The organism is Prosthecobacter sp. (genome assembly GCF_044222565.1).
Taxonomy (GTDB): Bacteria; Verrucomicrobiota; Verrucomicrobiia; order Verrucomicrobiales; family Verrucomicrobiaceae; genus Prosthecobacter.
Genome location: NZ_JBGANA010000011.1, coordinates 102,992 through 125,279 on the forward strand (window position 1 = coordinate 102,992; position 22,288 = coordinate 125,279).

General features: G+C 61.1%; 26 protein-coding genes. 8 read left to right on the forward strand and 18 right to left on the reverse strand.

Annotated elements, in window-relative coordinates; genetic code table 11:
- Positions 1-6: 6 nt before the first annotated feature.
- The 10 genes from ACILSR_RS17280 to tnpA form a co-directional block, all read right to left on the reverse strand.
- Positions 7-504, reverse strand: a complete 498-nt coding sequence (locus tag ACILSR_RS17280; RefSeq protein ID WP_395751043.1) for a hypothetical protein — start codon at positions 502-504, stop codon at positions 7-9.
- Between the two features lie 18 nt (positions 505-522).
- Positions 523-1,026 carry a hypothetical protein gene (locus ACILSR_RS17285; protein WP_395751044.1) on the reverse strand — a complete coding sequence of 168 codons (504 nt, stop codon included), beginning with the start codon at positions 1,024-1,026 and terminating at the stop codon, positions 523-525.
- A gap of 71 nt (positions 1,027-1,097) precedes the next feature.
- A complete protein-coding gene (locus ACILSR_RS17290) occupies positions 1,098-1,361 on the reverse strand; it encodes a hypothetical protein (protein WP_395751045.1) in 264 nt (87 codons plus the stop codon).
- A gap of 85 nt (positions 1,362-1,446) precedes the next feature.
- Positions 1,447-1,908: a hypothetical protein gene (locus ACILSR_RS17295; RefSeq protein ID WP_395751046.1), complete on the reverse strand. Its 462-nt coding sequence runs from the start codon at positions 1,906-1,908 to the stop codon at positions 1,447-1,449.
- Positions 1,909-2,061: 153 nt separating this feature from the next.
- Positions 2,062-2,520, reverse strand: a complete 459-nt coding sequence (locus tag ACILSR_RS17300) for a hypothetical protein (RefSeq protein WP_395751047.1) — start codon at positions 2,518-2,520, stop codon at positions 2,062-2,064.
- A 105-nt stretch (positions 2,521-2,625) separates the two neighbouring features.
- Positions 2,626-3,168: a GrpB family protein gene (locus ACILSR_RS17305; protein WP_395751048.1), complete on the reverse strand. Its 543-nt coding sequence runs from the start codon at positions 3,166-3,168 to the stop codon at positions 2,626-2,628.
- Between the two features lie 67 nt (positions 3,169-3,235).
- On the reverse strand, positions 3,236-3,616 hold the full coding sequence (locus ACILSR_RS17310; protein ID WP_395751049.1) for a hypothetical protein: 381 nt from the start codon (positions 3,614-3,616) through the stop codon (positions 3,236-3,238).
- 53 nt (positions 3,617-3,669) lie between these two features.
- The gene (locus tag ACILSR_RS17315) at positions 3,670-4,242 is read right to left on the reverse strand and encodes a glycerophosphodiester phosphodiesterase (RefSeq protein WP_395751050.1); all 573 of its coding nucleotides are present in this window, start codon (positions 4,240-4,242) and stop codon (positions 3,670-3,672) included.
- A 227-nt stretch (positions 4,243-4,469) separates the two neighbouring features.
- Positions 4,470-6,221, reverse strand: a complete 1,752-nt coding sequence (locus ACILSR_RS17320) for a DUF3987 domain-containing protein (protein WP_395751051.1) — start codon at positions 6,219-6,221, stop codon at positions 4,470-4,472.
- Between the two features lie 530 nt (positions 6,222-6,751).
- Entirely contained in the window at positions 6,752-7,204 is a 453-nt protein-coding gene (gene tnpA / locus ACILSR_RS17325; RefSeq protein WP_395751052.1) for an IS200/IS605 family transposase, read from the reverse strand.
- A gap of 362 nt (positions 7,205-7,566) precedes the next feature.
- Between tnpA and ACILSR_RS17330 the strand changes: the two genes are divergently transcribed.
- Positions 7,567-7,881, forward strand: a complete 315-nt coding sequence (locus tag ACILSR_RS17330) for a hypothetical protein (RefSeq protein WP_395751053.1) — start codon at positions 7,567-7,569, stop codon at positions 7,879-7,881.
- The gene (locus ACILSR_RS17335; RefSeq protein ID WP_395751054.1) at positions 7,874-8,137 is read left to right on the forward strand and encodes a hypothetical protein; all 264 of its coding nucleotides are present in this window, start codon (positions 7,874-7,876) and stop codon (positions 8,135-8,137) included. The genes ACILSR_RS17330 and ACILSR_RS17335 overlap by 8 nt, the downstream gene beginning before the upstream one ends.
- Before the next feature lie 76 nt (positions 8,138-8,213).
- Here the strand turns inward: ACILSR_RS17335 and ACILSR_RS17340 are convergent, their stop codons facing one another.
- From ACILSR_RS17340 to ACILSR_RS17350, 3 genes are all read right to left on the reverse strand, one after another.
- Positions 8,214-8,915, reverse strand: coding sequence for a hypothetical protein (locus ACILSR_RS17340; protein WP_395751055.1), 702 nt, complete (start codon positions 8,913-8,915; stop codon positions 8,214-8,216).
- A gap of 151 nt (positions 8,916-9,066) precedes the next feature.
- Entirely contained in the window at positions 9,067-9,933 is an 867-nt protein-coding gene (locus ACILSR_RS17345) for a sugar phosphate isomerase/epimerase family protein (RefSeq protein WP_395751056.1), read from the reverse strand.
- A 338-nt stretch (positions 9,934-10,271) separates the two neighbouring features.
- Positions 10,272-10,895, reverse strand: a complete 624-nt coding sequence (locus ACILSR_RS17350) for a hypothetical protein (protein WP_395751057.1) — start codon at positions 10,893-10,895, stop codon at positions 10,272-10,274.
- A gap of 126 nt (positions 10,896-11,021) precedes the next feature.
- Here ACILSR_RS17350 and ACILSR_RS17355 point away from each other — a divergent pair, with 126 nt between their 5' ends.
- The 5 genes from ACILSR_RS17355 to ACILSR_RS17375 all read left to right on the forward strand — a co-directional run bounded on the left by ACILSR_RS17355 (position 11,022) and on the right by ACILSR_RS17375 (position 14,545).
- Positions 11,022-11,645 (forward strand): PEP-CTERM sorting domain-containing protein, encoded by a 624-nt coding sequence (locus tag ACILSR_RS17355; protein ID WP_395751058.1) that lies wholly within the window; start codon positions 11,022-11,024, stop codon positions 11,643-11,645.
- 62 nt (positions 11,646-11,707) lie between these two features.
- A complete protein-coding gene (locus tag ACILSR_RS17360) occupies positions 11,708-12,760 on the forward strand; it encodes an NUDIX domain-containing protein (protein ID WP_395751059.1) in 1,053 nt (350 codons plus the stop codon).
- Positions 12,761-12,767: 7 nt separating this feature from the next.
- Positions 12,768-13,124, forward strand: a complete 357-nt coding sequence (locus tag ACILSR_RS17365; RefSeq protein ID WP_395751060.1) for a dihydroneopterin aldolase — start codon at positions 12,768-12,770, stop codon at positions 13,122-13,124.
- A gap of 97 nt (positions 13,125-13,221) precedes the next feature.
- Positions 13,222-13,539: a hypothetical protein gene (locus ACILSR_RS17370; RefSeq protein WP_395751061.1), complete on the forward strand. Its 318-nt coding sequence runs from the start codon at positions 13,222-13,224 to the stop codon at positions 13,537-13,539.
- A gap of 61 nt (positions 13,540-13,600) precedes the next feature.
- Positions 13,601-14,545: a peptidylprolyl isomerase gene (locus ACILSR_RS17375; RefSeq protein ID WP_395751062.1), complete on the forward strand. Its 945-nt coding sequence runs from the start codon at positions 13,601-13,603 to the stop codon at positions 14,543-14,545.
- 573 nt (positions 14,546-15,118) lie between these two features.
- On the opposite strand, the gene ACILSR_RS17380 is transcribed toward ACILSR_RS17375, so the two are convergent.
- Positions 15,119-16,648 (reverse strand): PQQ-binding-like beta-propeller repeat protein, encoded by a 1,530-nt coding sequence (locus ACILSR_RS17380; protein WP_395751063.1) that lies wholly within the window; start codon positions 16,646-16,648, stop codon positions 15,119-15,121.
- A gap of 114 nt (positions 16,649-16,762) precedes the next feature.
- Between ACILSR_RS17380 and ACILSR_RS17385 the strand changes: the two genes are divergently transcribed.
- Positions 16,763-17,764, forward strand: coding sequence for a ThuA domain-containing protein (locus ACILSR_RS17385; protein WP_395751064.1), 1,002 nt, complete (start codon positions 16,763-16,765; stop codon positions 17,762-17,764).
- A gap of 219 nt (positions 17,765-17,983) precedes the next feature.
- Here ACILSR_RS17385 and ACILSR_RS17390 read toward each other — a convergent pair whose 3' ends face one another.
- From ACILSR_RS17390 to ACILSR_RS17405, 4 genes are all read right to left on the reverse strand, one after another.
- Entirely contained in the window at positions 17,984-18,757 is a 774-nt protein-coding gene (locus ACILSR_RS17390) for a transporter substrate-binding domain-containing protein (RefSeq protein WP_395751065.1), read from the reverse strand.
- 15 nt (positions 18,758-18,772) lie between these two features.
- Entirely contained in the window at positions 18,773-20,725 is a 1,953-nt protein-coding gene (locus ACILSR_RS17395; RefSeq protein WP_395751066.1) for an NAD(+) synthase, read from the reverse strand.
- Between the two features lie 487 nt (positions 20,726-21,212).
- Entirely contained in the window at positions 21,213-21,632 is a 420-nt protein-coding gene (locus ACILSR_RS17400; RefSeq protein WP_395751067.1) for a thiol-disulfide oxidoreductase DCC family protein, read from the reverse strand.
- A complete protein-coding gene (locus ACILSR_RS17405; RefSeq protein WP_395751068.1) occupies positions 21,633-22,274 on the reverse strand; it encodes a DUF1361 domain-containing protein in 642 nt (213 codons plus the stop codon).
- Between the last annotated feature and the right edge of the window lie 14 nt (positions 22,275-22,288).

Sequence of the window (22,288 nt, forward strand, 5' to 3'; positions counted from 1 at the left end):
CTGAGTTCACTTTCCCGCCTTCTGGCTTTTGACCGGCGTCAGCACATTCTTTCCAGCATCAAATCGGTAAACATCCTCGTGTCTGACGAGCAGCACGATACTGCCATCCGGGTTCCAGCGGTCGGGGATGGCATCCTCGGGTGTGGGCACAAGAACCAGCTTTGAGTCGTCGGTGATGCGGAAGACGGTACTCGTGTTTCCTCTGTCCCGGTAGAGTTTGGCGTCGATGATCAAAAGCCGGCTGTTCTTTGGATTCCATTCGAGCGTTGGACTGCCAAATCCGGGATTGATGTAGTCCTCGCCGAATTCGTTGTCATCGGCTATCACCTTGGCTTTCGTTTTCGCATTTCGCAAAACGTAGTGTGTGTCATCGAGCTTGGTGTCCTTGATGGCCACCAGCTCAAACACACCATCAGGTGACTTCTCCAGCAAGCTTTCCACCTCCGCTGCTTGCAGGCGTGTGATGAACAGGAGCGTGGCGAGCAGGAGGGCGAATGCTTTCATGGCGGGCAGAGTTTTCTTCTACTTGATGAAGGGAAAGGAGGATGAAGCAGACGCATTCATCAGAACGGGGACGTAGCGACGGAGCTCGCCTTCAAAGGCTGGCCTGAAGCGGATCTGAAAGCTTCCAACGGAATCCTTGACGTGCAGGAGCCAGCCTTTGATGAGCCAGCCGTCGAGGTGCTCGATACGCGTGACGCTGCTCCAAGGCAGGAGAAAGGGCGTGTGAAAGGCGCTGAAGATCAGCACGGCCCGCAGGTAGAGGCCGCCTTCCGTGGCGACGCCGCTGACGACGCTGCTGTAGCGTGCGCCGGAGAAACTGGCATACGGCGACACATACGTCGTGCCTGGCGGGCGCGTGGGGCAGGGGTAGGCCCTGGCAAAACGCACCCAGCCAGTGCGCGAAATGATGAACGTGATCAGCAGCCACATGCCGATGAAGAAGAAGGGAAAGGCCAGGAGAATCCAGGCGTCCTCCGGGCTGGCTGGCTGGGATGCTACAACGACGTTGCATGGAAGGATCATGGGAGGCTGAAGTCGGCTCTGCTGTGCGGTGGGGGTGGCACGTTTTTTAACATGGACGCGTCATGGTTGTTTCAAGCTTTGGGCGGACCGCCCTGCTTCCTCCGCCCATAAAACAAGGTCCCGAGAAAGCCGAGTCCGGCCAGTGAAGTAACTCCACCGGCCACCACCACACCTTTTTTGGTGACATGCTCAAAGGTCGGAGGCAGCCCGCCCCTGCTGGAGCCGGGGCGCCCGACATCCACCTCAGTGGGCTGGGCGATCATGGTCGTGCCGGTGAGCACGAGGCAGAGTCCAAGAATGAGGATGCCGTATTCAAAACCCGTGAAGCGTGGCATGCGCCATCTTCTTCGAAGCCGATGCTCGACGCAAGCGTGGAGAAGACCTGCCGCGTCAGCATGGGGCGCAGGCCGCGGACCCGCCTCACTGGCGTGCCTGCAAAAGGACGAACACCGCAACACAGTAGGCCAGGATGCCGAGGGGTGGGAGAAACAGGCCAATCGTGATCCTGGCCCAGGGCGGCAGCTCGCTGCGCAGCACCGATATCGTGCCACCTGCGGCCAAGCCACCACAGAGTCCTCCGAGCAGGCCTCCAACGAAGATCAGGACCAGCGGCAGGTACGCCCAGACGACCCACAGTGCCGGCAATGGTGGCATGACCTCGATGTCCTGGCCGGCGAAATGGACTTTCGGTGTGAACATGTCGAACCCCGTCTTGATTTTGAGTTCGAGCGTCGAGCCATCGGCCAGCGGCACCGGAATGGAGGCCTTCGCTCTCTTGAGCGGCACACCATCCTTCAAGATCTGGACGCCTGAAAAGAATCCGCCGGTGCGGAGGCTCAGATTGAGATTGGGGTGACCTGGCAGCTGGAAGGGATAGTCCATGGCAGTGAGAGAGGGCTGGGGTGAAAAATCATGCCGCGCGGCGGCAGGGAAGCTCGAAGAAGTATGGGGCGCTGTGAGTGCGGGCTCAAGCGCAGAATGGGCGGGGGCACCAAAAATGCCATGAAATGACAGGCTGTTGCATGAACCGCCATTTCAGGAACTGCTCATGACGCATTCAAACACGCCCAGATAAACGAATCTTGCCAGAATGGCGGCCATCGCGATCGCGCACAGGAGGGAGAGGATCTTTTGCGCGGGCTTCGGCTCCGAGATGCTGAGGCTAAGGTGCAGAAAGACTCCGAGCAGCGCCGCAGGATAGACCAGCAAAGACCATGGGAAGGTGATAAGGCTGATCACCCTTCCTTCAGGCCCTCTGAACTTCATGCTGCCTCTGGGAATGCCGTCATCGCCAAAGTATTCGTGACGCCAGGAGGCGATGCGCGCGCCCCAGTCAAACACGTCTTCGGTGAGATACCAGAAGACCAGGGAATAGGCGGTGAGCAGTAACACCAAGGCCCTGAAAAAAGTAAAGCTGCGCGGGCTTTCTGGGTTGAAGTACAGCGGCCCTGAGTCGCGCGGGTCCGTGGAGAGCGGTGGCTGGTAGGGATTCATGGGATTCGGGCGCTTTCGGAAATAGACTGGCCGTGCAGAGCGATCCTTTCCTTCATAGATGAGCGTTTTCCACCGTAAAAGCCGGTGAGGCAAACCTGCCCAATGCTAGGGCACTGCGAGGTCAGGGGATGCTCGTGCGATGATGTCCTCCACCACTTCACTTTTGGCATTCGCATACGCGTTCATGTCCGTCCAGTCTTCCTGCGCCAGACTGCGTTTGACGGACTCGTAGTGAAGCCGGTCTTCGGGATGAGTGCGCAGCCAGTTTCGGAAAATCAAATGGCGCGTCAATTCCACGCAGCCGGTGGAGAAAAGGTGGACGTGTACGTCCAGCTCCGGCGTGCGAAACATCCGGTGCTCGTGCCAGTCCGGCTCACGCACACGGAGGACGTAACCGGACGCGACGAGTGCCTCCAGGTAGGACGATTCATCCGCGGAGTCCGCGACGACGACAACGATGTCGATGATGGGTTTCGCCGCCAGTCCCGGAACGGAGGTGGAGCCCACGTGCTCGATCGTGAGCGCCTTCGGACCCAGTGCCTGCGAGAGAACGGCGGCATGACGCTCAAATTTGGCAGGCCAGTCCGGATCATAATCCACAATGACGATCTGCCGCTTTTCGATTCCGCCGATCAGCACTTCGCTCATAAAGGTGTTTCGTTTAAAGCCGAGCCTTGCGCAAGTTCATGCTTGGCTCCGGGCACGTGGATCTAGTTCATCGCCACGCCTCACAGCGGGTGATCTCCTGGAGGCTCCCGCTCCACAGGCCCATGTGTCCGGTCATCTTCGCATCGAATGTTCCCTCGATGAGCACATACTTTTGTTTAAGCCCCGGCTTGATGCTGCTGGCGTCCACCCAGAGGCCGTTTTTGGTGATGCTGTGCTTGAAGTCGTCTTCGTGCAGGTAAATGGCGTCGCCCTCGAACTCCACGTTGAGAAAGCCAATGACCCGCACACGGACTCCATCATAGGCCTTGGGATTGGCGATGAGCTGAATGAGAGAGACCGATTGGGAATCGGCGGCCATGGCGCGGGGCAGGGCCAGTGCGCCGAGAGAGAGAAGGAGCAGGAGAAAGGTGAAGGTGCGTGTTTTCATGGTCGGGCTGGCTAAGGGTGGGGACAGGGACGTATGCGCGCCAGCTTTTCCACTCACAAATTCACAAACGCTCCGTCCACACCAAGCTCCCGCACGCTTTGCCTCGGTCTCAGCTCCCACACGCAGCTGGCCACCACCTCATAGCCGCGTCGTTGCAGCGCCTGCACCAGCCAGCGGGGCAGCACCAGTTGATTGATCATGCAGCAGTCCCAGGGCTGCCGCCGACAAAGCGAGAGGAGGGCAGGGAAGATGCCAAAGCGGGCCAGCCGCACCTCGGGCCTGAGCCGTCGCAGGCTCTGTAAAACGGCGGTGCGATGGGAGGCGAAGGTGACATGCGACAAAGGCACCTGCAGTGCGATCGCCTCCATGACGCGGGTGAGATCTCCTTCGGTGTAGCCCCCCTTCAGATGCGCCACGAGGCCCATGCCCGGCGCCATCTCCGCCAGGCAGTCATTCAGATCCGCCTTCGGGCTCCACGCATGGTGCGCGCAGTGGAATCCGCCGCCCACACTGCGCACCACATCCAGCTCCACGCAGTCCATCCGCTGCCGCACCGCCAGCCGCACCCCCGCCGGCGCATTCTGCATGCCCCGGCCCATGCCTCCGCGATGGGCGATGGTTTTCATGGAGGTGTGAGGCATGACGCAGGCAATGACAGTCACGACGGCTTACCGTCAAGGATGGTCTGATAAGGAGTTCGGGGCCTGCTGCGCGGTGGAGAGTGCAACAACTGCCACAAATCCAACGGCAGGAGATACGCGAGCACCTAGGCCCTTAACCCCTGGCGCGATGGAGAATGTGCAACAACTGCCACAAATCCAACGGCAGGGGATACGCGGGCGCTTGCGGGTCGTCACTCCCAGTGGAACTCGTAGCTGACGAGCTTGCCCGTTTTGGAGTGCAGCTTGCAGCGGCCCAGCTCGACGAGGTGGGGCAGGATCTCGCCATAAAGGCGGGAGGCGGTGAGTGCGCCAGCCCTGCCGGGATTGGCGGCGAAGCGGCGGTTGAGCTGTGTCCTGGTGTACACTGCGCTGTGCCGCGCGGGCTCATGGAGGTGATCTCCCGCGATCTGCGCCATCACCCATTCGGCAGTGTCGTTGACGGCGGTGCGCCTGCCCACACCCTCCACGTACACGAGTGCATCCAGGCATGCGTTCTGGTGGGCCTCCGCCATGGCCAGCATGTCTTCGGTGATCAGCAGCGGGTTGATGCGGCTGTCCCGCTCCCTGGCCCAGCGGCAGGCCTGGAAGATGAGCGCCAGCTTCAGGCAGCGCACGGGGCTTTCATTCAGGCTGGAGCGCAGGCTTTCATCGCCATTGGTATATCCTGGTATGCTCCTGCAGCGCTCGCGGTTGCGCTTTTGCAGCATGATCCAGTAGTCCATGGCGCCGGGGGTCACACACTCCTTTCCCACACTGCCCTTGAGATGGCTCAGATTGTCAAAGAGGTCCGCCAGGCGGTCGAGTTCGCCATCGTGCAGGGACTCGGGCCACCAGATGTCCCGCGCCTGGTCGGTCGCCACATAAAAGCCAAAACGGCGGCGCAGGCCGCAGCCGGACTCGAGCTGCGAAAGCCTGGCCACCCCAAAGGTGCTGCCGATGCAGAAGCTCAGCGTGGCCTGCGGGATGGAGCGCTCGGCCTTGCCGTCCTCGTGGCCCTTGCTCTCGCGGCGGAAGTTCTGGTGCCATGGCGCGCCATCGTAGAGCTTCAGGTAACGGGCGGAGACCTCACGGCCGTAGGCGCTCGTTTCCCAGCTTCGCAGAATGGTGTTTCCTTCATCCTCAAACTGCAGCCGGTGCGGCTGGTTTTCAAAGGTGTCAAACAGCGCGGAGTCGCTGGCATTTCCCGCGATGATGTCGTCATTGGTGAGGATCTTGCGGGCGATCATTTCCGCCGGCGCGAAGGTGGTGCTCTTGCGCAGACCGGCGGGAGTGGCCACGTAGTTGTAAATCGTCAGCGGCTTCTCGGTGCCAAATCCCAGGGTGACGTGTGGCGTGAGAAGCCTGCCGCACAGCGCCAGCGCTGGCGCGATGATCAGTGCGTCTGGCAGCTCGGAGACACCCCGCACAAAGTTGCGATAGTCCGCGAGGATGGAATCCTCCGGGATGGGGTGCTCACGTGAGAACCCTGCTTTTGCCTGTGTGGTGTGGGTGGCGTGTTCCTCTTCTGCGTATTCCGAGACGGTGGCTGGCACGGTATTGGAGTGGGGTGGCGCACAGTCTGCGCCATTCCCAGGCAAAGGCCACTTCTTGCGCGTCGTCGCCTCATAGATCGCGATGTCTTCCGCCGTCGGAACAAACGGAGTGATCAGCTGTCTTTTTGGAGCCGCACTGGCCTCCGGCTTGTTTTGGGGCTGAGCGGCTGGTGGTGCCTGCGTATCCCCCGGCGTTGGATTTGTGGCATTTGTTGCAGTTGCCCCGCCGTGCCAGGCTGCGAGCGAGATGCCCGGCACAGGGCTGGGAGGGTAAGTGATGGCGGCCCTGCCGGTCCGGGTCCTGGCCGGTGGCTGGCTGCCGGGGATGCCGGTCTTGCTGGCGTGGGGTTCGTTCGTTGAGAAGAGGTCCTCGTTTTCGTTGTCGTACGGATTCGTGTCAGTGTCGTTCATGGTATTGAGTGGTAATAAGTGGTATTGGGATGAATCTGACGGCATGCGTGGGCGCAGAGGCGCGGGTAGGCGCGGCGGCGGGCCGCATGCGGGCGCAGGAGCTGCCGAGCGGAGGCGTCGCGGCGGCGGTGGTGGTTCGTTATTTGTGGTTGAACAAGACCGCCGGGCGTGGCTGCCGGGGTCTCCTGCTGGTTGCGAGGTCAGAGTTCTTCACTGCCTTCTCCGCTGTCCCTCCCGGACGGAACGCGTTCTTCACGGCGAATCATCCGGGGATGGCTACATGCCTTGGGTCGTTTTCGGCAGAGTCAACAACTTCCACAATTTCTGCGCCTGGAGGGGATTTCGCGCTATTTGGTCCAAGCATCACATTGAACGGCGAAGTTCATCGTTTAAGCGCCAACGGCGCGGCCTACCGGAGCCCAGGGCAACGCCCTGGGAAAAGGGCCGCAGCCCCGAATTCCCCAAGGTCGAGCCCTGAAAGGGCGGCCTAATTCATGTGGCGTCCGACATCACCATCGGCACGGGTCGTTTCAATCCCAGACATACCGTTCATCAAACGCAATTTTGTGTTTGGCGAGAAACTCGCGGTACTCTTCCTGAAACGTCTTCACTCGGTGATGCTCCTCCTGGTTGCGGACGTAGTTCGCCACCTTGGGCACATTGGATTCGCTCACGGAGAACGCGCCGTATCCCGCCTGCCATGCGAAGCCGGCCAGCGCCGGGTCCTGCGTCTTGATCCATTTGGAGGACGATTTTTTCACGTCCTCAACCACCTGGGCTAGAGAGACGGTGCGGCCCATGTTGAAGAGCAGGTGCACGTGATCGGCCACCGAGTTGATGAGCACCGCCGGGGAGTTCAGATTGGCCAGCACCGTGGCCATGTAGGCATGGAGGTCTGGGCGCACCGAGGAGGAGAGGCAGGGAACCCGTTCCTTGGTGGAGAAAATCAGGTGGATGTAGAGGTTCGCGAGCGATTGCGGCATGGGCTGTGTCCGTTGCGATTGCGGGTGGAGGCGTGGCAGGAATGGAATGGCAGGTGTTAGGCCGCCCCTTCAGGGCTCTCCCTTTCTAAAACAGGGAACTGGGGGCTGGCAAACCCAGGGCGTTGCCCTGGGCTGCGCTAGGCCGCACCTTTGGTGCTGAGAGGGCGGGGGCGATGCATACGAAGATCATTCAACACCCCGCGAAAGTGGTGGCTCCGATGCAGGCCTGCGCCTTGCATCTGCGCGACCGCACTCCAAAAGGGCTGTGCGCGATTGGAGTGAAGCATTTGTCGGAAATGGTTGATTTTCTTTTGCCTCTTTAGCAGCAGCTTTTTTTGCGTGCTTGATCGCGCTCTCAGGGCATGCTGAGTTTGCTTCTTTGCCTTATGCATGTTGTCTCACACGCACCCCACGCATGGTTCTTCCTTGAGGACGAGGGGGCGTACTATCTGGACGTGAACTGCAATATGTCGGCTGTGGGGTTCAGTGTCATCATCCAGCTGAATCAAGACGAGTACAGGGAGTATCATGCCCTTGGGACCGTTTACATCGAATATCTGGCTGCGAGAGTCGCGTACTGGTGGTCGGAATACAGTCCGAGAAATTGCATCGCGCTGGAGGCGGCGGTGCATGATGCAATCAATGCCTATTTGAAAAAGGGCGCCCGTGATGCTTAGCGGCCTGCTTTATCTAGGCTATTCCGACCCAGTAGATGAAAGTGATTGCGAGAAGCGGAATAATAGAAAGCGCTATCACACGCTTTCCGAACCGCTGCTCCTTGTGGACTGCGAGAACGCCGATCGGCAGGCAAATCATGTCAGTGATGAAGATCAAGACGAGCAAAATCCTGCCCCACAGTGGGACCGGATCGGGAAAGGTTCTCCATCCGTCGGTCGCCGCACCGCTGACGAATACAAGGAAAGAGACGAGTGATGCATTGCGGGCGTGTCGTATGTTCATTGCTTCTTGAGGTGAAGTGTCCGGCGTCTTTTTTCGCGTTTGGAATCCTTCACTTTGCAGGATAGAGCAGAGCATCGCGGAGCGAAACGATGGAGTCGTCTTCGTGGACACGCGGGAATGAGAGAGCGACGAAGTTCTTCCAGCGGTGGTGAAGCTGGTTATAAACGGTGCAGTCCCAGAGAAACTCGGGCGTGGCGTATCCAGGATGTGCGCATGCTTCCGAAACAAGCTGTTCGCTGATGCGGATGACATCAATGCCAGGGGCAAAACCCAGAAAGGCCAGCACAAGCTGTCCGAGCAGCAAGAAGGGCGACTCACCCGCAGACCACTCAGTCTTGACCACCCTCTGATGCAGTTCGGCAAACACAGGCGGCAGGAGTTGGAGCAGGTGTGAGTCCTGCAAGGCATGCGCGTCATCGAGCAGGCTGATGGCAAAGTAGTTTGCAGGCATGTTTTCGTCGGGACCTTTGGGGCCGGTGGTCATGGCAACCCCTACGGAGTTGGTGAAGGTGCGGAACCGACGAAAGCGCATTGGATCTGCTTCCAACTCTGGATCATGCCATCGGGTCAGACCGATGGTTTCGGTGATGTCGAAATGCGCAGTGGGCGGAGGTGATCCAGAAGCGAGGATCGCCGTGAACTCCCGCACATAGTCAGCATAGCCAGGGTCGCTGGGACAGTAGTCTGAAACAGCCTCGGGAGTCACGTGTTGTGACGCGTAGTCAAAGAGGGCACGACAGGCTGGTGTCATGGATGGCGCTTTCGGTGACTTGGCGAGTTGATGAGAAGTTGGGTGTCGTGGCCCACCAGGATGGACTCTGTGCTGGCGCTGATCCGCTGCAACGCAAAAACGCCATCCCCCTCGCAGGAGATGGCGTTTCCAAATCAGCTAAGCGCAGCCCTTACAGCCCCGCGATCGGGTACAGGTTGTCTTTGCACCACTGGCCGTTCTGCTTGGTGATGCCATCGGGGTCGTCGACGGCGCCGTGGGCTTCGTCTTCGCAGATGATCCAGCCGGAGTAATTGCGGGCGACGAGGAACTCGGTGATCTTGTGGAAGTCGAGCTTGCCGGTGCCCATCTGGGCCCAGGGCTCGGCGCCGTTGCCGGAGTAGTCCTTGTAATGGATGTGGTTGATGAGGTGCTGCCACTTGCTGAGCGTGGCGATGACGTCCATGCCGCCGCGGATGATGTGGCCGACGTCAGGGGTCCAGCCGGTGACTTTGGGGTCGAGGCTGCTGAGGACGACGTCGTAGTCTTCCTGGGTGCGGACGAGGGATGCGGGCGGGGAGTTCGGGTGGTAGGAGCAGACGAGGCCGGCATCGTGCGCGCGCTGGGAGACGGCGTTGACGTTTTTAGCCACGTTGAGGCGGCGCTTCTGCAGGTCCTTGGTGCGGCCGGAGGGCAGGGTGACGGTGCCGAGCATGGCGCCGGGGAAGTGCTTCAAATAGTCGATGGTGAAGTCGGCGGCTTCTTTTTCATTGGGGGCTTCGGTGTCGCCGTCCCAGGCGCAGACGAGGGCGAGGCCGCAGAGCTTCATGTTGTACTGCTGAAGGGTATCCTTCATCTTGATGGGATCGATCTGGGGGCCGAGCCAGTACTTGGAGCAGCCGAGCGCGCTCTGGGAGATTTCCAGCACCATCGGCTCGATGCCGGTGAAGCCTGCTTCTGAGGCGACCTTGATCATGTGGTCGAGCTTGTTGTCGTAGCCTTTGCCGGTCCCCTGCATGAACCAGGTGTAGACCTCGGAGCCGAATTGAATTTTGCCCATTGGATTGAGTGTGGTTGAACGTTTGCGTTTTGAAGAAATCACCCCGGGCCTTGTAGAAAAGCCGGAGGCGCGGCATTGGAGACGAGCGGGCGCGGGCTGTCCAGCGCCAAAGTGCGGCTCACGTGTTGGAGGAGGATCATCTTGAGCCTCTGCCGGAGGCGCGGGGCATGGAATCTTCCTCTTCGTCCTGCTCCTACTCCTCCTCCCGGTTCTGGGATTGGAACACCTAGGGCAGCGCTTCCGGGAGGAGGAGTAAGAGGAAGAGGAGGAGGAAGATGGGCTGAAGCGGAGCAGCGCGTGGGGCAGGGCGCGTGAGGGAGGAGGGCAATCCTTTTTCTCTACGGCTGTTCTGGCGGTGGCGGCAGTGCGTCGGGGATGATGGGCTTGTCGCGGTCGCGGATGTCACGCGCTATTTCCGTGACGACGTTGGTGCTCTCGCGCCGGCGGGTTTTGCTGAGCTTCAGCGGGATGCTGAGGGTGCCGCGTGCGGGTCCGCTGCGGCGCATCACCAGCACTTCGGCGGTCAGCGTGATGTCACGCTGCGTTCGGGCATCCACCTTGATGTAGGGGCCGAGCAGCAGGCTGGCGCGGGTTTGCGCGGCGGTTTTGGTGGGCTTGAACTCCGCTCTGCCCGCAAAGCCACGCGGCTCCATGGGCGCGTCCAGTTTTTCACCACCGGTCAGGCGCAGGCTCTTGATTTCAAACCACTGCTGGTCCCCGGGCTGGCCAAAGGCATGCAGGCGCATCTGGTAGGGGCCCACCTCTGCCACCATGGCCCCGCCCACCACCATGGCGCTGAGGGCGATGCCGGATTCCGTGCCTTTGGGGATGAATTCAGCCCGAAAGGCCGCCTCTCCCACCTTCGGTGCCGGCGCGGTGGCCTGATACTCCACACGGGTGGTGAAAACGTGCACGCAGGAGGGCAGAAACAGCAGGGCCAGAAGGGCGATCACAGGGCGCATGCCTGCCAGAGTGCCGTGCGTGGCCGGGCGATGCGAGCCGGAAATGGGGTGGGGCGGAAACTTCGGCAAAGGAAATGAGTTACGCTTGTTGACAATATTAACCATATTTAATATAATTGTAATAGAATGCCCTTCTCGCGTTTTCTCTCCCTGCTTGTAGCGTCGGCCCTTCTTTGTGGGTCGGCGAGGGCTCTGGACTGGAATGAGCCCTTCGATGGCGATCTCTCGGATGACGGCGCGGCTCCCACGCTGGTGGGTACGCTGACGCTGGGGCACAACATCTTCACGGGCACGATGGGCTCGCTCGGCGGCACCGGGCCGCTGGATGCGGACATCTGGAATTTCACGATTGATGCAGGGATGTCGCTCACGGGGATCAATCTGACGGGCTACTCCGCCACCAGCGGCAGCCTGCTCAATGAGTCGTTCATGGCCATCGCCAATGGCGGCTCCATCGAGACCTCCGATCCCTCGCTGCACCTGAGCAATTCTCTCTGGGGCTACGGAACGGACGGCTTTGGCAATACCTACACCGATCTCCTCGCCCTGCTGGATGCCGGGCCGCAGTTTGGCGGCATCGGTTTCGATGGTCCGCTGCCTTCCGGGAACTACACGTTCTGGATTCAGGAGGGCACGGATCAGATCAATTACACCATCGATTTTGTGACCTCGGCAGTGCCCGTGCCGGAGCCTGGGAGCGCGCTGCTGCTGGGGCTGGCGGGCCTGCTGCTGCTGCGCCGGCGGCGGTGAGCCGAAAGGGGAAGGGGAGAAGGTTTGCAAAGGGGCGTGCGAGCGTCTAAGGCGGTCCGCACATGATTCGGAATCTCTTGTTCGACTGGTCCGGCACGCTGGCGGACGACCTGCCCAATGTGCTGAAGGCCGTGAACGGCATGCTGCGCTCCGCCGGAGCCGTGGCGCTGACGCGTGAGGAGTTCAGGGCGCGCTTTCGGCTGCCCTACACGGAGTTTTTTGAAGAGGTGCTGCCCGGTGTGCCGCTGGAGCGCCTGCAGCAGCTCTACCTGGAGCATTTTCCCCATGTGCATGAAGGCGTGACGCTGCTGCCGCATGCGGCGGAGTTCATCCAGTACGCGGCCGCCACGGGCAGGCGCATGGTGGTGCTGAGCAGTGCGCCCCTGCCGCACGTCTCCGCCCAGGCGGAGGCGCTGGGGCTGCGGGATGCGTTTGAAATCCTGCGCTGCGGGGTCATCGACAAACGCTCGGAAATTCACACCCTGCTGGCGGAGCTGGACATGGCCGCCGGGGAGACCGCATTCATCGGCGACATGCGGCATGATATTGACGCGGGCAAAGCGGCGGGCGTGTTGAGCATCGCCACCTGCACCGGGTATGAGACCGCCGAGACTCTGCTGACGGCAGAGCCAGATCTGCTGGTGCGGGATCTCTCCCGCCTGCCCGCGCTGCTGGGAGACCTGAGCGGCAAAGACAGCGCGTATCCGGTGCCGACGGTGGGAGCGCTCATCCTCAATGCGAAGGGCGAGATGCTGCTCATCCGCACGCACAAGTGGAGCCACCGCTGGGGCATCCCGGGAGGAAAAATCAAACGTGGCGAGACCTGCCTGGCCGCGCTCGAGCGTGAGATCACGGAGGAGACCGCTCTCACGCTGCAGGACATCGAATTTGTGATGGTGCAGGACTGCATTGAGCCGTCCGAGTTTCAGCGCTCGGCTCATTTTCTGCTGCTGAACTACATCGCCCGCTGTGCGGAGGCGCAGCCGCAGGTGGTGCTGAATGAGGAGGCGCAGGCCTTTCAATGGCTGCCGCTGGAGGAGGCGCTGAAGATGGACCTGAACATCCCCACGCGCATTCTTTTGGACGAGTGCATGCGGCGGAAGCTTGTGTCATGATCCGGCTATGACTCCCCTCGATGAGATCCACCTTTCCGCGCTGCGGCTGACGACGCACATCGGCGTTCCGGAGGAGGAACGTGCCGGCAGCCAGGTGCTGGTGGCCGATGTGGTGCTGCGCGTCCGCAGCCGCTTTGAGGCGATGAACGACGAGATCAGCGCCACGATCGACTACGCGGCGGTGGCCGCACGGCTGCAGGCGCTGGCGGCGGAGCGACCACGCCGGCTGATCGAGACGCTGGCGGCGGAGATGGCGGCCTGCGTTCTGGAGGAGTTTGGAGCCGCCGGAGTTACCATAGAATTGCGCAAACACATTCTGCCAGACACAGAGCATGTGGCCGTGCGTTTGGTGCGTGGAGACTGAACGAAATCCATACGCCGGGGTCCAAGACTTCGATCTTGCCAGCTAGAGCCACCCCGCTACTATCATGGTTAAACAAGCACTCACTTCAGCCAAACCAATGACTCCACTGCGCTATTTTCTTGCCGCCCTGCTTGCCTCGGCCAGCCTTTCTTCGTGCTCCTTTGAGCACTACGACTCCAGAACGCCGACGGTGGCGCAGCAGGACGCTTATGATGTGGCCTGGGGCCTTCCTGCACGCAAACCTCGCGGCAACCCGCGCATGCATTATAAGTACAATGCCCGTGCCGAGCAGGCTGAGCAGTCCGCCCCCATGAGCCTGAATCCTCCTAGTGCTGCACCTGCGCCTTCCTCGGCTCCAGCCCCGGTTTCCCCAGCCCCGGCCGGCAGCGCCACCATCCCGCCAAACCTGCGCTAAAATAGTGGCAGTCGCCCGGCTTTTCTTTTCCCGTCCCGCATTCAAACCACACGCTCGCCTAGTGAAGACCCCGCTTCTGACCTGCCTGCTGGCCCTTGGCTTCCACGTCGCAACAAACGCCCAGCAGACCAAGGCGCCGGAGACTCTCCGGCCCGGGCTGGCTCCAGCACCCACGACCTCGCCCGCACCTGCGCCTGCGACTACTCCTGCTCCCTCGACGGCGGAGATCGACAAGCTGGCGGAAGAAGCGCAGAAGGCTCTCTTCCAGTCCGTGGACAAAGGGACGAGCGGAGCCACGAAAGGCACAAGCCAAAACTACAATTCCAATACGCCGATGCGTCTGCCGGCGCAGCGTGCCGAGGATCCTTCGCTGTGGGCCAAGGACTCCGTGCACAAGATCGCGCTCATGGAGGTCGCGTTTGGCGGTGCACGTGAAACGGTCATGATCGAGCTGTTTCCAAACGACGCTCCGCAGACGGTGAACAATTTCATCGACAAATGCGACAGCGGCTTCTACAACGGCCTGGCATTCCATCGCGCCATCGAAGGCTTTCTGGTGCAGACCGGCGACCCGCTGACCTCGGATGAATCCGCCCGGACCAAATGGGGAACCGGTGGCGAGGAAAAGACCGTTCCCGCTGAGATCAAACTGCGGCACCGCGTGGGAGCCGTGGCCATGGCACGCCGCTCTGACAAGGTCAATCCTGAGCGCCGCTCCAACGGCTCCCAGTTCTACATCACACTGGGCAACTACGGCGCCATCGATGGCAAATACACGGTCTTTGGCCAGGTGGTCTCCGGCCTGGAAACCATCAAGCGCATCTCCATCATGCCGGTGGATGCCAACGACTGCCCGGTGGCGCGCATCGAGATCAAATCCATGAAGGTGATCAATCAAAAAGGTCCGATGCAGCTGCCATCCATGGCTTCTGGAGATGGCCTGCGCTACATCAAGCCCGATGCCGCGCGTGGCTTTGTGAGCCGCTGGTTCCACCATATTTGGTAGGAGTAGCTGCGGGGTGGTTTGTGAATATCACGAGCCATTGAAAACGGGTCTGCTGTGGCGCTCGGGCCGTAGGTTGGTTGTGTTTGGCGTCGAGAGTGCTCCTACGCTCCAATACTCCATCCGCCAAACCGACCGACTGCGAGGATGGTCGTACGCCACGTGGCTTGCGGTACGCTCGCAGACGGGCGGGCTGTCGCCACGCCCATCCTACGATCCGGCAGGCGCCAATAGCTGAGGGGTGGCTTGTGAATATCACGAGCCATTGAAAACGGGTCTGCTGTGGCGCTCGGGCTGTAGGTTGGTTGTGTTTGGCGTCGAGAGTGCTCCATCCGCCAAACCGACCGACTGCGAGGATGGTCGTACGCCACGTGGCTTGCGGTACGCTCGCAGACGGGCGGGCTGTCGCCACGCCCATCCTACGATCCGGCAGGCGCCTGCTGTTTGAACTCTGAGTGGTTACCCATAGACCTGATTTCGACCGATTGTAACATTGCTCGTCCGCAGTGGCGACACTGTCACCCCAAGGGGAAAGCATTGCCGACCGCAGCTGACTGAAAATCTCTGCGTCTCGCATCACTTCGCGGGCACTTCATAGCACACGGCCTCGTGGTCATTGCGCAGCAGCAGCCAGCGGCCTGCCAGGGTGGGAGGATTCCAGGTCTTCGAGCTCAGGGCTTCAAGGCGTGAGACCTCTTCCAGCTTTTCTGGGCTGGCTTTCACCAGGGCGACAAAGCCTTTCTCTGCCTGCACAAGCATCCATTGCTCACCCACGCGGATCTGCTGGCCAAAGCCGTAGCGCCCTTCGCGCCAGCCGCGCTCACCGGTGGTCAGGTCCACGCAGCAGAAAGTCCCTTCATCCAGCGCATAAGCATGGGTGCCGAAGACGCTGGCGCTGCTGAACTTCGTGCGCGGTGCCTTGCTTTCCCACACTGAGGTCGCGCTAAGCTTGCCACCGGCATCCGCCTTGATCTCCAGCAGGTGGCTTTTCAAGCCATAGCTGCTGGTGATGAAGATGCGCTCGGGCGTCACCTGCACTGGCTGCCCCACTTTGGGGAACATGCCCGGCCACTCAAAGCTCCACAGCACCGCGCCGCTGGCGGGATCATGCCCCGTGACGGAGTTGGCGTTCAGATTCACGATCTGCTCGCGTCCTGCCAGCGTGAGCAGCACAGGAGAGCTGTAGCTGCCTCCGTCTTCTCCCGCGGTCCATGCCACCTGGCCGTCCTTGCGACGGTAGGCGATGAGTGACTCGCCTTTGTCGCCGCCGCTGCAGACGACGTATTCTCCCACGAGCAGCGGAGCCGCGCTCTTGCCCCACTCGGGGCTTTTCGTGCTGGCGCCGTCCTTCAGCACATCTTTGCTCCAGCGGACTTTTCCCGTGCTGAGTTCCAGGCAGTTGAGCAAACCTTTGGCCCCCAGGGAGAAGAGCACATTCTCCTGCACATCCACGGTGGGCGTGGAACGCGGGCCGATTCCGCCCATGGGCTCATCAAAACGAGTCTCGTCCGCGTGAGACCACAGCAGCTTGCCGGTGGCGAGGTCATAGCAGGTCACGTACTCTTCTGTGCCGCGTTGCTCCTGGGTGATGGCACGGCCGCCAACCACCGCAAAACCTGCCCAGCCGTCTCCAACTTTGATGCGCCACACCTCGCGCGGCGGGTGGGCTTTCCAGTCGGTCTGCCAGCCAGGATCCGGCAGCACGCCATCTCCTTTGGCGCCGAGAAAGCGTGGCATGTCCGCCGCTCCGGGCGGAGTGGCGGAAGGGCCTGGGGCTGCCTCGGCATTCCCTTTGAGGGATGGCAGCACTTCCTGCTTCTGCCAGCGCCAGCCCAGGCTGGGCATGGCCGAGCCGTCAGCGGAGCCTTCATAGCGCAGCAGCAAGCGAGCTCCGCCCCCGATGACGATGACTCCGAGGATAAACAATCCCAGCCGCTTCAGGCGCACGCCACTCTTGTGCAGCGCCCACCACAGGCCGAGAAGCAGGAGGTACAGGGGCAGGAGAAGCATCACGCTCGCAGCGCGAAAGGTGTGATCTGTGGACCAGAGCCAGGCGAAAACTGCGCCAACCAGAAGGGTGAGAATGAGGGGGAATTTCGGGATCATGAGGAGGATGAGGCAGGGAGGTGCTGGATCTTCATACGCCTGTCGCAGAGCCGAGGAAATGCTTGGCCTTGTCGGGACGTATGGATCATCCTCCGCCAATCTCACCCAACCACCATGATAAAAAACCTGCTCTTTTCTCTGTTCGCCGCCTCCAGCCTCTGCGCCGCCGCCGACCACGTCGTGTATGAGCCCGCGGGCACGGCCAAAGGAAAGCACATCGTGCTCCTTTCCGGCGATGAGGAATACCGCAGCGAGGAGGCCATGCCCATGCTCGGCAAGCTGCTCAGCCAGCGCCACGGCTTCAAATGCACCGTGCTTTTCAGCCTCGGCACGGATGGGGGCATCGATCCCACCGCAGGCGGCAGCCTCAGCCATCCGGAGGCGCTGGATTCTGCCGATGCCATTGTGATGCTGCTGCGCTTCCGCCATTGGGATGAAGCCGCGAGCAGGAAGTTTGCAGCCGCCGTGAACCGCGGCGTGCCCATCATCGCGCTGCGCACCAGCACGCATGCCTTCAGCGGCTACGCCAAGGACAGCCCGTATGCCGCGTGGAATTTCAACAACAACGGCGGCTGGGGTAAAAAATTCCTCGGCGAGACCTGGGTGAGCCACTGGGGCAAGCACAAGGTGGAGGCTACGAAGGGCATCATCGAAGCCGCGAATGCCGGCCATCCCGTGCTGCGTGGAGTGAGCGATCTCTTTGCCAACACCGACGTGTATGAAGCTGCGCCGCCTGCGGATGCGACCATCCTCGTGCGCGGGCAGATCCTGCAGGGCATGACGCCGGACACCGCACCCGCCAGCTACAAAAAAGCCACCGCCGCCAAGGTGGAGCAGGACGTGAACAGTCCCATGATGCCCGTGGCCTGGCTGCGCACGGTGAAAAACGAAGGCGGCAGTGAAAACAAAATCATCGCCTCCACCATGGGCGCCGCCACCGACCTCACCAACGAAGGCCTCCGCCGCATGGTGGTCAACGGCGTGTACTGGGGCCTCGGACTGGAGGTGCCGGAGAAGGCCGACGTGAGCATCGTGGGTGAATACAAGCCCACGATGTACGGCTTCGGCGGCTTTCAGAAAGGGCTGAAGCCAGAAGGCTTTGAGCTGGCGAAGTAGCCGGGATTATTTGGAGTGCGGTCGCGCAGCGAAGAATGAGCGCAGCTACCGCTTTCGGACGACTCCTGACCTGCGAGAGCTGACCGCGCTTGCGAGTGACTGCGCGCTCCCGCTCGCGTATTCGAATGGTCGTTCGCTGCCGTTTTCCTCACGTCGGAAAGCGGTAGCTGCGTTCGTGCCTCACTTCGCGACCGCACTCCGAACGAGGTCGGCTTGTGCTTATTTCAGCTCAAACACAAAGGGCAGGCCCTGGTCTTCCATCATCTTCTTTTCCTTGGCCATGAAGCGCTCGGCCAGCTTGGTGAAGGTGCCGTCGGTGCGCATGCGCTGGATGACTTCGTTTACCTTGGCCTTCAGTTCTTCGTTGCCCTTCTTCAGTCCCACGGCCCACACCTCTTCGCGCAGCGGAGCCAGCAGCGCGCGAGTTTTCTCGGCATGCTTGGAGTGGTAGATCATGATGGAGACCTGGTCATAAATCCACGCATCCACGGTTCCGTTCACCACTTCCATCACACAGGAAACGTCGGCATCAAGGGCGATGATTTTGGCGTCCTTGAGGTTTTCTCGTGCCCAGCTTTCTCCAGTGGTGCCGAGGCGCACGACGATCCTGCGGCCGGGGGCCTTCAGATCAGCGGCGTTTTGAATGGTGGAGTCTTTCGCTGCCAGAACGGCCAGTCCGGTCTTCACGTAGGGCTCGGAGAAATCGATCGACTGGCGCCGCTCCGGCGTGGTGGACATGGAGGAGATCACCAGGTCGATGGAACCGGTGCGCAGCGCGGTGATCAAGCCGTCGAAGTTGATGTTGCGAAACTCCACCTCGCGTCCCAGCGCCTTGGCGATCTCTTTCCCCACCTCGATGTCCACTCCGGCAAGCTCGCCGGATTTTTCACCAAACTCAAACGGTGGGTAGGTGGCGTCCGTGCCGATGATGAGTTTGTTGCTGCGCGAGCAGGTGCAGAGGAGCAGGCAGAGGAAGGCGAGGAAGGATTTCATGACGTTGCGTTTGTTTTAGGAGTTCAAGTCACCCGCATAATCGCTCGGCATGCGCCAGTCGCCACGTGGCGAGAGGGCCACGGAGCCGACCTTGGGGCCATCCGGCACGCTGGAGCGTTTGAACTGGTTTTGGGCGAAGCGTTTGAAGAACAGCGCCAGCCATTTCGCGATGGTTTCCTCGTCGTAGCGGCTGGCAAATGCCTGCGCGGCGAGCCAGCGGATTTTCTCCGCGTTGCTGCCATGACGCACGAAGTGGAACAGGAAAAAGTCATGCAGCTCATACGGCCCGACGGTGTCCTCGGTCTTTTGCTGCAGAGATTCATCCGCCGCGAGCGGCAGCAGCTCCGGGGAGATCGGTGTGTCTGCGATGTCGCGCAGAACGTCTCCTGCTTTGGCCGCGAAGGGGCCTTCAGCGCACCATTCGATGAGGTAGCGCACCAGCGTCTTTGGCACGCCCACGTTCACGTGGTACATGGACATGTGGTCGCCATTGAAGGTGCACCAGCCCAGCGCCGACTCGGAGAGATCGCCGGTGCCGATGACGATGCCGCCGGTTTTGTTGGCCACATCCATGAGGATCTGCGTGCGCTCACGGGCCTGCGAGTTTTCATACGTCGTATCGTGCTGATGCTCCGAATGGCCGATGTCCGCAAAGTGCTGCCTCACCGCATCCGTGATCGAGATGCTGCGCAGCTCGACATTGAGTGCCTCGGCCAGCTTCTCGGCGTTGCCCTTCGTGCGCGAGGTGGTGCCAAAGCCCGGCATGGTGATCGTCAGTGCCGAGCTCAGCGGCATGCCAGCACGTTTGATGGCCTCCAGCATCACCAGCAGCGCCAGAGTGGAGTCCAGACCGCCGGAGAGTCCCAGCACGGCGGTCTTGGCGCGTGCTTGTTTCAAACGGCGTGCGAGTCCCGTGGCCTGGATGGCAAAGATTTCTTCGCATACCGCAGCGCGGTCCGCCTTGGCCGAAGGCACAAACGGATGCGCCGAGAGCGGGCGCTGCAGCCTGTCATCGCCGCCGAGAGCCGCACCAATGCTGAAGGCCACACGGCGGAAACCGATGCTTCCCGCTTCATCGCGGAAGGAAGTGCTCTTCAGGCGCTCATGCGCCAGCAGCTGCAGATCCACGTCCGCGACGACGCTGCGAGTCTCGAAGGAAAAGCGTTCGGTCTCGCCCAGCAGGTTGCCATTTTCCGCCACGAGTCCATGTCCCGAATAAACCACATCGGTGGTCGATTCACCGGCACCCGCTCCCGAATAGATATAAGCCGCCAGGCAGCGAGCCGCCTGCTGTGCCACGAGGTGGCGGCGATACGGGGCCTTGCCAAGCACTTCCGTGCTCGCGGATGGATTGGCCAGCAGCATGGCTCCCGCGAGCGCGAGGTGGCTTGAGGGCGGGATCACCGTCCACAAGTCTTCGCAGATCTCCACTCCGAGCACGAAGCCCGGGACATCCAGCACTTCAAAAACGAGGTCTGTGCCGATGGCGACATCCTGGTCGTTCAGGCGCAGGGTTGAAAGGTTCAGCGTGTGGGCAGGCGAGAACCAGCGGCGTTCATAAAACTCCGCTGAATTGGGCAGATAAGTCTTTGGCACCAATCCAAGCAGACGACCTTTGGCCAGCACCGCCGCCACGTTGTAAAGCCTGTCCTGCACCCGCAGCGGCAGGCCCACCACCAACACGCAGGGGAGATCTTGTGTGGCCTCCACGAGGTCGGCCAGGCCCTTCACAGCGGCAGCCAGAAGAGCATTGGTATGAAACAGATCCGCGCAGGAGTAGCCGGTGAGGCACAGCTCCGGGAAGACGGCCAGGCGGCAGCCGCGCTGCGCCAGCGTGCGGGCTTCACGTGCGAGGATCGTGACATTCTTCGCCACATCTCCCAGCACCAGTTCCGCGGAGACGGCGGCGACACGTACAAAGCCAAGTCGTTCACGGGTGGTGGTCGGGGTGGGGGATGCTTGCGGCATTGGCAATCCTAGCACGGGGTGTGCAGGGTTTGCGAGGGAGAAGTACGATGGGCACTCCAGCAAGTCGATCAGTGCTGGAAAACACCTCTGGTGTGCGAGTGGCCATTCGGTGCCTGATCAGCGAAGCGATGTGCGCGAGCGCGCTAGGCCGTGTTTGAAACCTGTTGCAACGTCGCGGGCCAAAGCGCTTTTGGAGCGCGGAATTCATTCCGCAGAACTCCGCTGCCTCCAGCAACTCCGCCTTCCACTTTCACTCACACCTGCTACGCCACTGGCGCTCCTCAGCATGCTCGTGCTTGCCACCTATTGGAAGCCGTGTTTCTGGCCTGTGGGTGTTTGCGACGTTCTGCGGAATAAATTCCGCGCTCCACGGAGCATGCGCTTAGTCGTTCAGTTGGTGTTTCAAACACGTCCTTTGCCATGCGGCGCACTGAAGCTGGTGTGTGTCCGAGGGAGCGCTGAGCGACAGACAGGAGTGTCTATCGTACTACTCCAGCATGCGCGCTCTCAGTTCCGGCGTCGGCATCATGCACGCATCATCCCTGCCGAACCAGCGGTAGCGGTTGCGGGCAATGATGTAGTAGGCGGCATCGCGCAGGACACTAGGCAGGAGTTTGAAGACAAGCGCGAGCTTCCACACGCCGCCGAGTGTGCGGGCGATTTCGAGGGCGGCGTCGCTGGCTTTGAATGCGCCGCGCGGAGTGATAAACAGCATCGCATTCGGTGCGGCGGGATCGAGGCCATGCTCCGTGTAGAGCCTGCTGCCCAGCGCGCTTTGGATGGGCGCGAATTTGATTTTGCCTCCTGGATCGCGCTTCAGAATGAACTTCACGCTGTTGTCGCAGAGATGGCAGACGCCATCAAAGAGCAGCAGGTGGTCATGGCTGGGATCGTAGTGGGACACCATTCAATCCTCCCGGCGGTGATCATGCGTGGCAGAGAACCAGAACAGGTAGGCAAGAATGAGCAGGGTGCCAAAGCCCAGCGTGAAGCCCCAGGTGCGCGTGTTTGCCAGCGGATGCAGGATGTAGCCGGCGATGCGGCCCAGCAGTGAAAAGGGCCTGTGCACCAGGTCCCAGCTATTCCAGCGGTCAAAGCGGCCGAGGTAAACACCAAAGCCGCTCAGCCCCAAAGTGCCGACCGTGACGCACCAGGCCGTCGCGTGAGAAAACTTCCGTGCAAACCAATGCTGCACGATGTGCATGGACTGAAAGCCGAACCACAGCGACACGATGGCAAACGAAAGCAGCATCAGCAGGTCCAGCCATTTGGGCACGGGGGAGTGGGTCTCATTCAGATGCAGCAGGTCCGTGAGGACGTAGGGTGCATTCGGAAAAAACAGCAGCCACACCGCCAGCAGCGGCAGCGCAAACACGAGGCTGTTGATCCTGCGCAGCCCCAGGCTCAGTCCCAGTGGTATGGCCGCCAGAAAGAGGTTCCACATCATGAAGGCGTAGTGGAGGTGCCCGGCCAGATGAAAGCGCAGACCCAGCATGAGGCCGCACCACAGGCAGGCGAACAGATTCAGAAGGAAAATGCGAGCGGACATGACTGGCCCAAGGA